The sequence below is a fragment of the Pseudomonas sp. genome (assembly GCF_035512415.1).
Lineage (GTDB): Bacteria > Pseudomonadota > Gammaproteobacteria > Pseudomonadales > Pseudomonadaceae > Aquipseudomonas.
Window position 1 is genome coordinate 78,253 of sequence record NZ_DATKDZ010000004.1, and the last position, 14,600, is coordinate 92,852.

Annotated in this window: 10 protein-coding genes and 1 other RNA gene; 7 read left to right on the plus strand and 4 right to left on the minus strand. The window is 59.6% G+C overall.

Annotated features, from left to right (window positions below):
• Positions 1-6 precede the first annotated feature (6 nt).
• On the minus strand, positions 7-777 hold the full coding sequence (locus tag VMP31_RS01165) for an FCD domain-containing protein (protein WP_325503230.1): 771 nt from the start codon (positions 775-777) through the stop codon (positions 7-9).
• A 315-nt stretch (positions 778-1,092) separates the two neighbouring features.
• Here VMP31_RS01165 and VMP31_RS01170 point away from each other — a divergent pair, with 315 nt between their 5' ends.
• The 5 genes from VMP31_RS01170 to VMP31_RS01190 all read left to right on the plus strand — a co-directional run bounded on the left by VMP31_RS01170 (position 1,093) and on the right by VMP31_RS01190 (position 7,882).
• Positions 1,093-2,787: an L-lactate permease gene (locus VMP31_RS01170; RefSeq protein WP_325503232.1), complete on the plus strand. Its 1,695-nt coding sequence runs from the start codon at positions 1,093-1,095 to the stop codon at positions 2,785-2,787.
• Between the two features lie 76 nt (positions 2,788-2,863).
• Complete coding sequence (lldD, locus tag VMP31_RS01175; RefSeq protein WP_325503234.1) at positions 2,864-4,009, plus strand: FMN-dependent L-lactate dehydrogenase LldD; 1,146 nt, start codon at positions 2,864-2,866, stop codon at positions 4,007-4,009.
• Between the two features lie 138 nt (positions 4,010-4,147).
• Positions 4,148-6,955 (plus strand): FAD-binding and (Fe-S)-binding domain-containing protein, encoded by a 2,808-nt coding sequence (locus VMP31_RS01180; protein WP_325503236.1) that lies wholly within the window; start codon positions 4,148-4,150, stop codon positions 6,953-6,955.
• A 273-nt stretch (positions 6,956-7,228) separates the two neighbouring features.
• Positions 7,229-7,507, plus strand: coding sequence for a hypothetical protein (locus tag VMP31_RS01185; protein WP_325503238.1), 279 nt, complete (start codon positions 7,229-7,231; stop codon positions 7,505-7,507).
• A gap of 129 nt (positions 7,508-7,636) precedes the next feature.
• A complete protein-coding gene (locus tag VMP31_RS01190; RefSeq protein WP_325503240.1) occupies positions 7,637-7,882 on the plus strand; it encodes a hypothetical protein in 246 nt (81 codons plus the stop codon).
• 61 nt (positions 7,883-7,943) lie between these two features.
• On the opposite strand, the gene VMP31_RS01195 is transcribed toward VMP31_RS01190, so the two are convergent.
• The gene (locus VMP31_RS01195) at positions 7,944-10,859 is read right to left on the minus strand and encodes an ATP-binding protein (protein ID WP_325503242.1); all 2,916 of its coding nucleotides are present in this window, start codon (positions 10,857-10,859) and stop codon (positions 7,944-7,946) included.
• A 145-nt stretch (positions 10,860-11,004) separates the two neighbouring features.
• On the opposite strand from VMP31_RS01195, the gene ssrA reads away from it, so the two are divergent.
• Together ssrA and VMP31_RS01205 are read left to right on the plus strand one after the other, a co-directional pair.
• Positions 11,005-11,395, plus strand: a transfer-messenger RNA (tmRNA) gene (gene ssrA, locus VMP31_RS01200).
• 188 nt (positions 11,396-11,583) lie between these two features.
• Positions 11,584-12,840, plus strand: coding sequence for an integrase domain-containing protein (locus VMP31_RS01205; protein WP_325503245.1), 1,257 nt, complete (start codon positions 11,584-11,586; stop codon positions 12,838-12,840).
• A 187-nt stretch (positions 12,841-13,027) separates the two neighbouring features.
• Here VMP31_RS01205 and VMP31_RS01210 read toward each other — a convergent pair whose 3' ends face one another.
• Together VMP31_RS01210 and VMP31_RS01215 are read right to left on the minus strand one after the other, a co-directional pair.
• Positions 13,028-13,642, minus strand: a complete 615-nt coding sequence (locus VMP31_RS01210) for a hypothetical protein (protein ID WP_325503247.1) — start codon at positions 13,640-13,642, stop codon at positions 13,028-13,030.
• Entirely contained in the window at positions 13,614-14,546 is a 933-nt protein-coding gene (locus tag VMP31_RS01215; protein ID WP_325503249.1) for a hypothetical protein, read from the minus strand. Before VMP31_RS01215 ends, VMP31_RS01210 begins: the two co-directional genes overlap by 29 nt.
• Positions 14,547-14,600: the final 54 nt, after the last annotated feature.

The following is a 14,600-nucleotide window of genomic DNA, read 5'->3' on the forward strand; positions in this document are numbered from 1 at the left end:
CCGACGTTAACGCGTGCCGCCCCGGCGCTGCGCCCGCTCTTCGCGGCGCACCTGTAGCTGCACTTCGGCCAGCACTTCCTGCACATAGTCGATATGCCGGTTGGACAGCGCCCGGGCGTCTTCGGCGCGGCCGTCGATAATCGCCTGGTACAGGGTGCGGTGCTGTTCGATCAGCATGTCGCGGGTTTCATCGCGCTGGGCATACATGCCGCCGATATTGGTCACCACGTTGCGTTTAAGCAGGTCGAATAGCCCGCGAATGGTGTGCAGCAGCACGGCGTTATGGCTGGCCTCGGCAATTGCCAGGTGGAAGTTGGCATCGGCTGCACCTTCTTCGGCGCGGGTCACCTTGCCGCTGCGGCTGTAACAGTCCTGCAGCGCGGCGAAGGCGTCCGCCAGGCGCTGGCGATCCAGTTCGGTAGCCCGTTGCGCGGCATAGAAGGCGCAGGAGCCTTCCAGGGTGTGGCGAAATTCAAGCAGATCGCGCTGGGCGTCCGGGTTGCTTTCCAGCAGGTGCAGCAGCGGGTCGCTAAAGGTTGAGCCGAGGGAGTCGGCGACATAGTTGCCCCCGCCCTGGCGGCTGACCAGCAGGCCCCTGGCCGCCAGTTTCTGGATCGCTTCACGCAGGGATGGCCGCGACACGCCGAACTGCTCGGCCAGCACCCGCTCGGCCGGCAGGCGCTCACCAGCCCTGAGCGTGCCCTCGAGAATCATGGTTTCCAGCTGGCTGACGATATCGTCCGACAAACGGCGCTGGCGCACCTGGCCTACTTCCATAACCCACACTCCAATGGTTTTACCACCTGACTACGGCCTTTCCAGGGGCCTTTGTGCAAGCCTATAGCGCCGCCATAAGCCTTACAAGGCGCAGTCATGCGACCAAAGTAGCAGGTCAGGCGATTGACAGCCGCGCGTCTGCACTTTTACCCTGAGCACGCCACTTTGTAAATTGGTCTTACCAATTTAACTCGGCAAAAACAATTCCAAGAAAACCAAGAGGTCTCTCCCATGCCGGCCAATAACCGCCTACTCGCCGTACCGCTGCATCCGCATCCACTTATGCGCACCGCGCAGCGTTAAGGAGAGACCACCATGTCGACTGGTTTTCTTGCGTTACTCGCTTTCTCGCCCATTCTGCTGGCGGCCGTTCTGCTGGTAGGCCTGCGCTGGCCGGCCAAGCACGCCATGCCCCTGGTTTACCTGGTCACCGCCTGCGTCGGCCTGTTTGCCTGGGATATGAGCTTTAACCGCGTGCTGGCGTCCACCGTGCAAGGGTTGCTGATCACCCTCGGTTTGCTGTGGATCATCTTCGGCGCGATTCTGCTGCTCAACACCCTCAAGCATTCCGGCGGCATCACGGCGATTCGCGCCGGTTTCGCCACCATCAGCCCGGACCGGCGCATTCAGGCGATCATCATTGCCTGGCTGTTCGGCTGCTTTATCGAGGGCGCTTCCGGCTTCGGCACCCCAGCCGCCATCGCCGCACCGCTGCTGGTGGCCATCGGCTTCCCGGCCATGGCTGCGGTAATGCTCGGCATGCTGGTACAGAGCACGCCGGTGTCCTTCGGCGCGGTGGGTACGCCGATCATTGTCGGGGTCAATACCGGCCTGGACACTGCCACCATCGGCGCGCAACTGGTTGAACAGGATTCGTCCTGGGCGCAGTTTCTGCAGCTGATCACCAGTGAAGTGGCGATCATTCACGCCATTGTCGGCACCGTGATGCCGCTGGTGATGGTGCTGATGCTGACGCGTTTCTTCGGCACCGAGAAAAGCTGGAAAGCCGGTTTTGAAGTACTGCCGTTCGCCATCTTCGCCGGCCTGGCCTTTACCATTCCCTACGCCCTGACAGGCGTATTCCTCGGCCCGGAATTTCCGTCGCTGGGCGGCGGCTTGATTGGTCTGGCAATTGTTACCAGCGCCGCGCGCATGGGCTTTCTGCTGCCAAAAACCACCTGGGATTTCGCCCCGGCGGACAAGTGGCCAGCCGAGTGGCTGGGCACCGTGGAAATGAAGCTCGACCAACTCACCGCCAAACCGATGAGCGCCCTGCGTGCCTGGCTGCCTTATGTACTGGTGGGCGTGCTGCTGGTGATCAGCCGGGTATTCCCCGAAGTCAGCGCCGCGCTGAAAGGCGTGATGCTGAACTTCCCCGACCTACTCGGCGAAACAGGTATCAGCGCCAACTTCCAGCCGCTGTACCTGCCAGGCGGGATTCTGGTGGCCGTGGTGATCGCCACCTTCTTCTTCCACGGCATGAAGCTGCGCGACCTCGGCTCGGCGGTCAAGGAATCCTCGGGCGTGCTGCTGAGCGCCGGTTTCGTCCTGCTGTTTACCGTGCCGATGGTGCGCATCCTGATCAACTCCGGGGTCAACGCCGCCGAGCTGTCGAGCATGCCGATTCTGATGGCGCGCTGGGTGGCCGATAGCGTGGGCGGTATCTACCCGCTGCTGGCCCCGAGCATCGGCGCGCTGGGTGCCTTTATCGCCGGCTCCAACACCGTCAGCAATATGATGTTCAGCCAGTTCCAGTTCGGCGTAGCCAGCAGCCTGGGTATCTCCAGCGCGCTGATTGTCGCAGTGCAGGCCATTGGTGCCGCCGCCGGCAATATGGTCGCGATCCACAACGTGGTTGCAGCTTCGGCCACGGTTGGCCTGCTCGGCCGCGAGGGCAGCATCCTGCGCAAGACGATCTGGCCTACCCTGTACTACGTGCTGTTTACCGGCCTGATCGCGCTATTTGCCGTGTATGTGCTGGGCGTCAGCGACCCGCTGATGGCAGGCTGATAGCCGGTGTGGGCGCGCGGACAACTAGGCGCGCCCAACCCTTGTAACAACCCTCTTTCTCCACCTGGGTGATTCCATGATCATTTCTGCCTCCACCGACTACCGCGCCGCCGCCCAACGCCGGCTGCCGCCGTTTCTGTTTCATTACATCGACGGCGGTGCCTACGCCGAGCACACGCTCAAGCGCAACGTTGCCGACCTGGCCGATATCGCCCTGCGTCAACGCGTGCTGCGCAATATGTCGGAACTGAGCCTGGAAACCCGCCTGTTGGGCGAAACCCTAAGCATGCCGGTGGCCCTGGCTCCGGTCGGCCTGACCGGCATGTACGCCCGCCGTGGTGAAGTGCAGGCCGCCAAGGCCGCCGCCGCCAAGGGCATCCCCTTTACCCTGTCCACCGTTTCGGTGTGCCCGATTGAAGAAGTCGCGCCGGCCATCGACCGGCCGATGTGGTTTCAGCTGTATGTGCTGAAAGACCGCGGCTTTATGAAAAACGCCCTGGAACGGGCCAAGGCCGCCGGCGTGACCACCCTGGTATTTACCGTCGACATGCCGGTACCGGGCGCGCGCTACCGTGATGCCCACTCGGGCATGAGCGGCCCGAACGCGCCGCTGCGCCGCATGCTGCAAGCCATGACCCACCCGAGCTGGGCCTGGGATGTCGGCTTGATGGGCAAGCCCCATGACCTCGGCAATATCTCCGCCTACCGTGGCAACCCCACGGGCCTGGCCGACTATATCGGCTGGCTGGGCAACAATTTCGACCCGTCGATCAGCTGGAAGGACCTGGAATGGATTCGTGAATTCTGGGACGGCCCGATGGTGATCAAAGGCATCCTCGACCCGCAGGACGCCAAGGACGCAGTGAGCTTCGGGGCCGACGGCATCGTCGTCTCCAACCACGGCGGCCGCCAGCTCGATGGCGTGCTCTCCAGCGCCCGCGCCCTGCCGGCGATTGCCGATGCGGTGAAAGGCCAGCTGGCGATTCTCGCCGACTCCGGTATCCGCACCGGCCTGGATGTGGTGCGCATGATCGCCCTCGGCGCGGACACGGTGATGCTCGGCCGCGCCTTTATCTACGCCCTGGCCGCCGCCGGTGGCGCGGGGGTAAGCAACCTGCTGGACCTGATCGACAAGGAAATGCGCGTGGCCATGGTGCTGACCGGGGCCAAATCGATCAGCGAAATCAATGCCGATTCGCTGGTGCGTGAACTGGGCCGCTAAAAGCGCCTTGGCTGTTATTGCCTCTCCCTCCGGGAGAGGGCAAGCACACAACCGCGCCCGCGCCGTCCCTCACCCCCGGCCCCTCTCCCAAAGGGAGAGGGGAGACAACTCGCACTACTGCCGATCACCGGAGCCCCCATGAGCCTGCCCAGCGCCTTTCTCACCGCCGTCGAGCGTCTGATCCCCGCGGATCGACGCTTCGACGACCCGCTGTCGACCCTGGCCTTCGGCACCGATGCCAGCTTCTACCGGCTGATTCCCAAGCTGGTGGTGCGCGTCGAAGCGGAGCTGGAAGTGGTCGACCTGCTCAAGTTGGCCAGCGCTCATCAGGTACCGGTGACCTTTCGCGCCGCCGGCACCAGCCTATCCGGCCAGGCCATCAGCGACTCAGTGCTGATCGTGCTGGGGGATAACTGGAATGGCCGGGAAGTCCGTGGCCAGGGCAGCCAGATCCGCCTGCAACCTGGGGTGATCGGCGCGGCAGCCAACGCCGTGCTCGCGCCCTTTCAACGCAAGATCGGCCCTGATCCGGCGTCGATCAACGCCTGCAAGATCGGCGGCATCGTCGCCAACAACGCCAGCGGCATGTGTTGCGGCACCGCACAAAACAGCTACCACACCCTGGCCGGCATCCGCCTGGTACTGGCCGATGGCACGGTGCTGGATACCGAAGACCCGCTCAGCGTCACGCGCTTTTTCGCCACCCATGCCGAGTTGCTCGAAGCGCTCGCCGAGCTGGGTAAACAGACCCGCGCCAATAGCGCGCTGGCAGCCAAGATTCGCCATAAATACCGCCTGAAAAACACCACCGGGCTGTCGCTTAACGCCCTGGTGGATTTCGACCAGCCGCTGGATATCCTCAGCCACTTATTGGTCGGCTCCGAAGGCACCCTGGGTTTTATCAGCGCGGTGACCTACAACACCGTGCCCGACCACCCGCACAAGGCCAGCGCCCTGCTGGTGTTCCCCGATGTGGAGAGCTGCTGCCGCGCGGTCACCCTGCTCAAGCAGCAGCCGGTGTCCGCTGTGGAGCTGCTGGATCGACGCAGCCTGCGCTCGGTGCAGGACAAGCCCGGCATGCCGGAGTGGGTCAAGGGCCTGTCCAATAGCGCCTGCGCCCTGCTGATCGAATCCCGCGCGGCCAGCCAGAGCCTGCTGCATGAGCAGCTGCAACTGATCATGGCCTCCATCGCCGACTTCCCCCTGGAAAAGCAGGTGGATTTCAGCGAAGACCCGACCGTCTACAACCTGCTGTGGAAGATCCGCAAGGACACCTTCCCCGCTGTCGGCGCGGTACGGCAGACCGGCACCACGGTGATTATCGAGGACGTGACCTTCCCCATCGAACAGCTGGCCGAAGGCGTCAACCGCCTGCTCGCGCTGTTCGACAAGCACGGCTACGACGAGGCGATCATTTTCGGCCATGCCCTGGAAGGCAACCTGCACTTTGTATTTACCCAGGCCTTCGAAACGCCTGAGCAGATCGCCCGCTATTCGGCCTTTATGGACGACGTGGCGCAGCTGGTAGCGGTGGAGTTCGGCGGCTCGCTCAAGGCCGAGCACGGCACCGGGCGCAATATGGCACCCTTCGTTGAGCTGGAATGGGGCGCGGACGCCTACCAGCTGATGTGGCAGATCAAGCGCCTGCTCGACCCGCAAGGCATTCTCAACCCGGATGTGATCCTCTCCGAAGACCGCGATATCCACCTGAAAAACCTCAAGCCGTTGCCAGCCGCCGACGAGATCGTCGACAAGTGCATCGAGTGCGGCTTTTGCGAGCCGGTGTGCCCGTCCAAGGGACTGACCCTGAGCCCGCGTCAGCGCATCGTGATCTGGCGCGATATTCAGGCCAAGCAACGCGCCGGCATCGACACCCGCGAGCTGGAAGCGGCCTATCAGTACCATGGCATCGACACTTGCGCCGCCACCGGCCTGTGTGCCCAGCGCTGCCCGGTGGGCATCAATACCGGTGATCTGGTGCGCCAGCTGCGCGCACGCGATGCCAATAGCCCGCGTAGCGCCGACTGGCTGGCGAATAACTTTCGCCGCGCCATGCAGGGCGCTCGGGTGATGCTGCATGTGGCCAATGGCGCACGCATGGTCATGGGCGCGCCCCTGCTTAGCCGCACCTCGGCAGCGCTAAGCAAGGCCAGCCAGGGCAAACTGCCGCAGTGGACCCCGGCCATGCCGCAACCGCTGCAACGCCTGCACCTGCCCAAGGCCAATGACGATGCGCGACCACGGGTGGTCTATCTGGCCGCCTGTGTATCCCGCGCCATGGGCCCGGCAGCTGGCGATAGCGAACAGCTGCCGCTGCTCGACAAGACCCGCGCCCTGCTGGAGAAAGGCGGCTTTCAGGTGGTGTTCCCGGATGATCTGGACAACCTCTGCTGCGGTCAGCCCTTTGCCTCCAAGGGCTACAGCGAGCAGGCCGAACGCAAGAAGCAAGAGCTGATCGACGCCCTGCTCAAGGCCAGCCGTGGCGGCCTCGACCCGATCTATTGCGACACCAGCCCTTGCACCCTGCGGCTGATTCAGGATGGCCTGGACGCACGCTTGAAACTGCACGACCCGGTGAAGTTTATCCGCGAGCAGTTGCTCGACAGGTTGACGATTACCCCGCAGGACAAACCGGTGGCGGTGCATGTCACCTGCAGCACCCAGCACCTGGGCGAGGCGCAGGGACTGATCGATATCGTGCGCCGCTGCACTAGCGAGGTGGTTATTCCCGAAGGCATCCACTGCTGCGGCTTTGCCGGTGACAAGGGCTTTACCACCCCGGAACTGAACAGCCACGCCTTGCGCAGCCTGAAATCGGCGGTGCAGTACTGCGAGGAAGGCATCAGCACCAGCCGCACCTGCGAAATCGGCCTTAGCCAGCATGGCGGTATCGACTATCACGGGCTGGTGTATCTGCTGGATCGGGTTAGCAGCGCTCGGACCTGAGTCCACGCTGTAACCAGCACGCCCCCACCCAACACGGGGGCTCGGCCATGGCCGCATAAGCAGCGCTGGCCCCATGCATCGCTCGGCGGCGCATCAGCTTCTGCCCCTCACCTGTCTAAGCAGTAGCCTAAAAAACCTGAACTCAGCTCAACCCCCTAGGGTCATCTACTGTGAGCCCAGTAAATGAGCTCAGTACCTTCTCGGTGACGCGCTTGCACTCGTGATAAGCCTGTCCCGAAAACTAAAAACAGCTAATAACTGAAGGACATTCCAATGAAAGGATTTTCCCTGTGTAGCATTGTCACCATCGCCATGCTGGCTTCACCGGCCTTTGCCGAAGACACCTGCACCCTCGGCATGCAGAAGCTCTCAGATAACAAGGCCGCTCTCACAACCATGGCCTCGCCCCTCAAGGAACAGGTCGAAGAGCACATGAAGGCCGCCGAAGAGGCACAGCGTATGGGTGACAGCGAAACCTGCGGCACTCATGCCGAAAAAGCCTTGCAGCTGCTGCAAGGCCCTAACAAAGATGGTGCCGCCGAAGCGAATTGAGTCGAGCTGAAAGGGCTGGCAGAGTCGATCACTAGGTTTGTCGGCCACCAGCCCCACCACTCATCGCTTTTCTGCGCTTTTGCGCCACGCCTTCTAGAGTTAAAACTCCACCCTAGAAAGGAGATTGCCATGCATCGTTTAGCTGCTTTCCTCACCGCTGCTCTGCTCAGCACCTCGCTCTGGGCCATGCATTGCCCGGCCGATATGGCCAAGATCGATGGGCTGCTGAAATCCAACCCGCCCGCCGATGCCGCGGTGCTCACCAAAGTGCAGCAGCTGCGCGCAGAGGGTGAAACCCTGCACAAGGCCGGCGACCACGGCCAGTCGGTCAAGGTACTGGGCGAAGCCCTGCAACTGCTCGAAGCCAGCGAATAACCCCAAGGCCACCTGACTCGGGCCTGCGCGCCCTCTCCGGCGACAGGCCCAGCCTGGGCACTTACAGGCCGTGGGCCAGCAGGCTCAGGGCCAGTCGACGTACCTGAGCCAGATCGATGGGCTTGGCCAGACAAGCCTGCGCGCCACGCCGGCGCGCCTCGGCAAATACTCCTTCAGCGGCGGCGGCACTGATCACCAGCACGGGCACGGCGTGCAGTCGTGGGCTGCGCCGCATGGCATCCAGCACCAGCAGGCCATCGCCATCGGGCAGGTCCAGATCCAGCAGCAACAAGGTCGGCGTGCAGACCTCCAGCTCGGCCAGGGCACGCTGCACTGACCCCGCACCACGCACTTCGGCGAATTCACGCAGCGCTTCCTGAACCACCTTCAGGCAGGCGGGATGATCCTCGACGCACAGCACCTCGGCCAGTTGCCGCGGTGCCGGGGCCGTAACTTCGATGCTGGCGGCGCTCTGCACACCCGGTGCCGCCGCACTGGGCAGGTCGATCCAGAACCGGCTGCCCCGCCCCGGCGCACTGCTGAAACCCATCTCGCCGCCCATCAGGCTGGCCAGCTCACGGCACAGCACCAGGCCGATACCGGTGCCGGGAATACTCGAATTCTCTCGCCCCAGACGCTGGAACGGCTGGAACAGATTGGCCTGCTGCTCAACACTCAGGCCCGCGCCATTGTCCTCGACCCAGAGCCGTACACAGTTCGAACGCACCTCATAGCCCAGGTTGACCAAGCCCTGCGGGCTGTTGTACTTGATCGCATTGGACAACAGGTTGAGCAGCACCTGGCGTACGCGGCGCACGTCGGCCTGCACATAAAGCCCCGCATCGGCCTCGGCCAGCACCTGCAGCTGCAACTGGCGCTGCTGCGCCTCCGGCTGGACCAGTTCGGCGCAACCGCGCAACAGCGCACAGACTTCCACGGGCTGCAGGTTGAGCTGCTGACGGCGGCTTTCGATACTCGACAGGTCGAGAATATCGTCGACCAGCGAGGTCAGGTGACGGCTGGCATTGACGATCTCGCGGGCGTAATCGCCCTCCTGCTGGGCCTCCGGCTTGTCCTGCACCTCCATCTCGATCAACTGGCCGAAACCGTAAATCGCATTGAGCGGTGTGCGCAGCTCATGGCTCATGCTGGAAAGGAAACGGCTCTTGGCCTGGCTGGCGGCCTGGGCATCCAGGCTGGCGCGGCGCAGGTCATCCTGTACCTGCTTAAGCCGGGTGATGTCGACGTGGGTCCCGGCAATCCGCAGCGCATGGCCCTCGGCATCGCGTTCCAACACCTTGCCGCGGCTGAGCAACCAGGCGTACTCGCCGCGGGCATCGGCGTAGCGGTATTCGGCCTCAAAGTGATCCTCGCCGCTTGTGACGAACAGCTGACGCAGATGGCGAATGCGCTCCAGATCGTTGGGGTGCACACGCTGGTTGAACTCGCTGAAACCCATGCGCTCGTGGGCCAGGCCGAACCGTCGGAGAAAATGCTCGCTGAGCTTGATGGTCATGCTCGCGGCATCCACCTCCCAGAGACTTTCGGTGGTGCTTTCCAGCACCAGTTGGAGAATCCGCTGCGCCTCGCAACGCTCGCTTTCGCTGGCCTGCAACTGTTCGCCGGTGTGTTGCACGGCTTCGGCCATGCTGCTCAACTCGTCGATCTGGCTGGGCGGTGCGGCGGGGTGGTAATTGCCCAGGCCCAATTGCCGCATCATGCCGACGATGCCATCAATCGGCTGCACCAGCTGCTCGCTCAAGCGTCGCGAACGCAGCCACATCAAAGCGAAGAACAGCAGGTAGAACAGCACCAGGCCGGCGATCAGCAGATAGCCGATATGCAGATAGCGCTGCGCCAGGCGATTGGTTTCGCTAAAGATATTTTCCTCGTCCACCACCAGCAGCAGACGCCAGCCGGTCTGCGGAATCTCGCTCCAGGCGATCAGCTGCTTGCGCCCGCCCAGCATGACCTCCTGCACCGAGCCCTGGCCTTTGCTTATCGCCTGTAGCAAGGGCTGCATTTCGGCGCGCTTACCCAGGTTGAAGTCCTCGGGCTTGAGCACTTCGCGGCGCACCGCCTCGGCATAGGAATACTCGGTCAACTCGCGCAGGCCGAAATCGGCCTCGCCCGCCTGCGGCAACGCCATGATGTTGTGATCATGGCTGACCAGCATGGCATAGCCCTGCCACGGCACATCCAGCTCGCCGATCTCGCCGAGCATCTGCCCGACCGTGATATCCAGCCCCACCACCCCTTCGAGGAAGTCGCCGCGATACACCGGTGCCACCGCCGACATCATCCAGCCCAGGCCTGCCGGGTCGAGGTAGACATCGGTCCAGGCCACCTTGCGTTCGGGATTGTGCTTGGCATCCGCCAGGTAATAGAAGTTGTAATCCGGTATCACCATGTCGTGGGGATACTGCTCGGGGGTTATAAAGAAGGGGTAGATGCGGTTGTAACTGTCCCAGCTGTTGAAATAGCAGGCCGCCACCAGCGGATTGGCCGCCTGCAGCGAGCGCATCAACGGGTCGAGCTGCGACAGCCGCAACGCTTTGGCATGGTCCTGCTCAGCCAGCGGCGTGCTATTGGCATAGAAAGAGGCCGCCCGGCCGTCGTCACTGCGGCTGTAAAACACCCCGCTGTCGGTCACCGCATGGCGCGTTCGCTCCAGCACATCGGGCTGATGAGCATCGTTCTGCAAGGCATGCACCGCCGCATCGCGAAAGATCTGCACCTGCGCCTCGACCGCCCGTAAACGGCTGTCGATCACCTGCCCTTCACGGGCCACTGCCGTGGCCAGGTCCTCCAGCGCACTCTGCTGCAGGTGGTCAATCTGCGCATCGCGAATCGCCGCATTGCTCAGCAGATACACGGCGATCAACACCGACTCGACCAGCACCAGCGGAATCAGAGCACTCTGCACAAAGGCACGCCAGATCCACTGACGCAGGGGGTAACGCGATGCGCGTGGCATATGAGGGTCTCATCCTAAAGACAGGCAGACAGCCAAAGTGCTAATCATAGCTGGCCACAGCGCCCAGGTCGCTTGGCCATTGCCGGGTCGACGCTAAGGAACCTTTGGCGTACACTCGCGTCTTAGCTACAGCTACACAGGTTTTGGGGCCGATTAGGATTCGACGCCGGTAGTGAAACTCTAGGTGCATGCCGACTTGGTAACAGAAGTCGTAAATCCACTGTTGCAACTTTTATAGTTGCCAATGACGAAAACTACGAGGGCTACGCTCTCGCTGCGTAAGCGGCGCGACTAGTCCTTCTGGTAGCTTCGGCTCCAGCGATCACTAGGGGATGCCTGTAAACCTGAAGTGATTGTCATGCAGAACAGGATCGCCGCGTAGTACGTTGTGGACAAAGCGGCTAAAACTTACACAACTCGTCCAAAGCACCCTGCCCGTCGGGCGGCTGCGGATTAACTTAATAGACACGGCTAAGCATGTAGTACCGAAAGCGGAACACTGGCGGACGGGGGTTCAAATCCCCCCGGCTCCACCATTACAGCATCTAAAGACGTCCACGGACGTCTTTTTTTGTGCCTGAAGCCCAGTAAAATCAATAACTTACGTGCTACTGGCATCTGCCGAGGTTTTCCAAGTTCTTGTCCATTTGGTATTCCAAATTGCTTACCAAGGCATCCGGTGCTATTTTTTGGAATACCAAAAACGGCGTCAGAGGTAGCTCTCATGCCTGCTCCAGCCCTCCGCCTTTCCGACCGTCAGCTCAAGACAGTCAAGGCGAAAGACAAGGATTACGTCCTCAGCGACGGCAACGGCCTCCAGCTCCGGGTCAGGAGCAACGGCTCGATGCTCTGGAACTTCAACTACCGCGATCCGGTAACCAATAACCGTATCAATATGGGGCTCGGCCCGTACCCCGATCTCTCGCTGGCGAACGCCCGGAAGAAAGCGGTTGAGGCTCGCGAGCTACTCGCACAGGGGATCGACCCCAAAGTTCAACGCGATGAGCTCAAGCAAGCGAAACGAGCGGAGACGGAACACACGCTCGAGAATGTAGCCACCGCCTGGTTCGAGCTGAAGAAGGATTCCGTCACGCCGGCGTATGCCGAAGACATCTGGCGCTCGCTCACGCTGCATGTATTTCCAGACCTGAAAACAACGCCTCTCTCGCAGATCAGCGCGCCAATGGTCATCAAGCTTCTTCGCCCGATCGAGGCCAAAGGCAGTCTGGAGACAGTCAAGCGACTGAGCCAACGGCTCAACGAAATCATGACCTACGGGGTCAACTCCGGGCTGATTTTCGCCAACCCCCTCAGTGGTATCCGGGCGGTATTCAAGAAACCGAAAAAACAGAACATGGCGGCGCTACGACCTGAAGAGCTGTCCGAGTTGATGATGGAACTCGCCAACGCCAGCATCAAGCGCACGACCCGCTGTCTGATCGAATGGCAGCTGCACACCATGACCCGCCCTGCCGAAGCGGCCACCACCCGATGGACCGATATCGACTTCGACAAACGCATCTGGACCATCCCAGCGGAGCGCATGAAAAAGCGTCGTCCACACACCATCCCGCTGACCGACCAGGCACTCGCGCTACTGGAAACACTCAAGCCCCACAGCGGCCACCGGGAGTACGTGTTCCCGGCGGATAGAAACCCGCGCACCCATGCCAACAGCCAGACCGCCAACATGGCGTTGAAACGCATGGGCTTCCAGGACCGCTTGGTCAGCCACGGCATGCGCTCCATGGCCAGCACCATCCTGAACGAGCATGGCTGGGATCCGGAGCTGATCGAGGTCGCGCTGGCGCATGTCGACAAGGACGAAGTCCGAAGCGCTTACAACCGGGCGGACTACATCGAACGCCGACGTCCGATGATGGCCTGGTGGAGTGAGCACATTCAGAAAGCGGCCACGGGCAGTTTGTCGGCATCCGCGATCAATAAAACCAACGACCACAACGTCGTGCCTATACGTTAAGTGCTCACCGGATGACGCAGCTAGTCGCCCCTGTACTACCAAGCAGGTCACAAAATTAAGGAAATCTGAAAAAGCCCGCTCTTTACGAAATAGCAGACTTGTAAGCCTCATGGTTAATGGGCTTCATTTTTCGAAGCGGAGCTTTTTCAGATCCCCCTTAACCCTATAAGTAGGGTGGAAACCAGTATTACTTACTGATACTGCTCCGGTCAGCCTCCATCTTTTCGATACTCGACTTATCGAGATGATCGAACATGGTGGCTAGATTTTTTTTGATCAGATAAAGAGACAACATCAAAAAGCAAACAGCCACCACTACGGTAAAAAGGCATAGCATAACAGCTGGAACTGACTCAAATAAACCGACTGTCAATTGCGATATTGACGCTATAAAGCTTGATGAAATTGTATAAAAAATAATATTACTCAATCTACGCAACGGGTAGTAAAGCGACGAATAATATTCCGCACCATTTAACTTAAGTCCATCCAACCACTTTTCTTCATAGCTATCAGAATCATAAACCTCCTTCTTCATATTAACTATAATAAACGTTTTAGCCGACATCAAAAATCCACCCAACGCTAAAAATCCAGTGAATAAACTTCCACGAAGATTTCCAGAGTAAAACTCAAACATCTTTGCAGTAGTACCCGGCTCAAGCCATATAAACCCCAATATATTGGCCGGGGCAGAGACTACAAATACAATGGCGACATAGAGGGCCACAGAAATCACTAATGCAACCGGTACAACCCATCGTTCTTTATGGTTATTCGACAACTTTTTTTGAGAAAACATGAGCGTACTCCGTTTCGCATTTATCCTTAAGTGCCTTAACCAGACTGCATTCTCTAAGTTTTTTTGGATTAAATGTTATCAACCCAAGAATGAAATCGTCGTAGGACATTTCCCCATAATTCACAGGGACGTCCATAATTTTCACGGATACCGGCTCGTCTTGATCATCAAGCACTTCAATCCTCGCAGTTTTTTCTTTAACTGTCGACATCATGTTTTGAATGCCCTTGATAATAAGATTTGAATCCACCGAGCTATCAAATCGAACATCGTGCCTTGCTTTAGCTACTAACCCATGCAATGGGGAGTCATTGCTGACGCACGCCTCAACAGAAGCAATCTCATACTTAAAAGAGCGTATTTCTTTATATTTAGCCAGCACCTTTTCAATATCGCGCGACTGCACCAACATCTCAAAAGCCAAACCATGGAAAAACCTACTATTTATCGCTTTAACTTGCTTCCTTGGAGCATCTTCGGCCAGCGCATCTAATTCAACCTTCCTTTTTTCCTCAAGCTGCCGCCTGTACAGCGATGCAATCATCGACGCAAAATTAGGCAAGGTGCAGGCACCGTAATGGTATTGATAAAGCCCAAACCCGTTGAGCTTGTTGATGACAAGAAAGTTAAACTCAGCAATTTTCTCCAAATTAGCAAGCTCGGATATCTTGACTTTCATTTCTCCCTTTTCATTTACTAGCGATGCAAATTGCTTTTGATTCTTAATGGTAATTACAACACCATAGAAAAACTTATCATCACTATCCAATATTATTCTTCGAGCGTTACCAGACTTAATAGCGAACTCAACATTAGCGCCAACAAGAGACGACAAGAAAGCATTGAGCTCGATATCGCTTTTCTGCGCCGAAAATGAAAACCCGTAGTTTTTTGAAATGTACATCCGAACTCACATCCTTATGGACTGGTGCAGCCGGTCGTTCGCGCCTACTCAGCA

What these genes read in the sequence shown, in the direction of transcription:
- VMP31_RS01165 (WP_325503230.1), bottom strand. Translation starts at nt 777, where the DNA reads ATGGAAGTAGGCCAGGTGCGCCAGCGCCGTTTGTCGGACGATATCGTC.
- VMP31_RS01170 (WP_325503232.1), top strand. Translation starts at nt 1,093, where the DNA reads ATGTCGACTGGTTTTCTTGCGTTACTCGCTTTCTCGCCCATTCTGCTG.
- lldD (WP_325503234.1), top strand. Translation starts at nt 2,864, where the DNA reads ATGATCATTTCTGCCTCCACCGACTACCGCGCCGCCGCCCAACGCCGG.
- VMP31_RS01180 (WP_325503236.1), top strand. Translation starts at nt 4,148, where the DNA reads ATGAGCCTGCCCAGCGCCTTTCTCACCGCCGTCGAGCGTCTGATCCCC.
- VMP31_RS01185 (WP_325503238.1), top strand. Translation starts at nt 7,229, where the DNA reads ATGAAAGGATTTTCCCTGTGTAGCATTGTCACCATCGCCATGCTGGCT.
- VMP31_RS01190 (WP_325503240.1), top strand. Translation starts at nt 7,637, where the DNA reads ATGCATCGTTTAGCTGCTTTCCTCACCGCTGCTCTGCTCAGCACCTCG.
- VMP31_RS01195 (WP_325503242.1), bottom strand. Translation starts at nt 10,859, where the DNA reads ATGCCACGCGCATCGCGTTACCCCCTGCGTCAGTGGATCTGGCGTGCC.
- VMP31_RS01205 (WP_325503245.1), top strand. Translation starts at nt 11,584, where the DNA reads ATGCCTGCTCCAGCCCTCCGCCTTTCCGACCGTCAGCTCAAGACAGTC.
- VMP31_RS01210 (WP_325503247.1), bottom strand. Translation starts at nt 13,642, where the DNA reads ATGTTTTCTCAAAAAAAGTTGTCGAATAACCATAAAGAACGATGGGTT.
- VMP31_RS01215 (WP_325503249.1), bottom strand. Translation starts at nt 14,546, where the DNA reads ATGTACATTTCAAAAAACTACGGGTTTTCATTTTCGGCGCAGAAAAGC.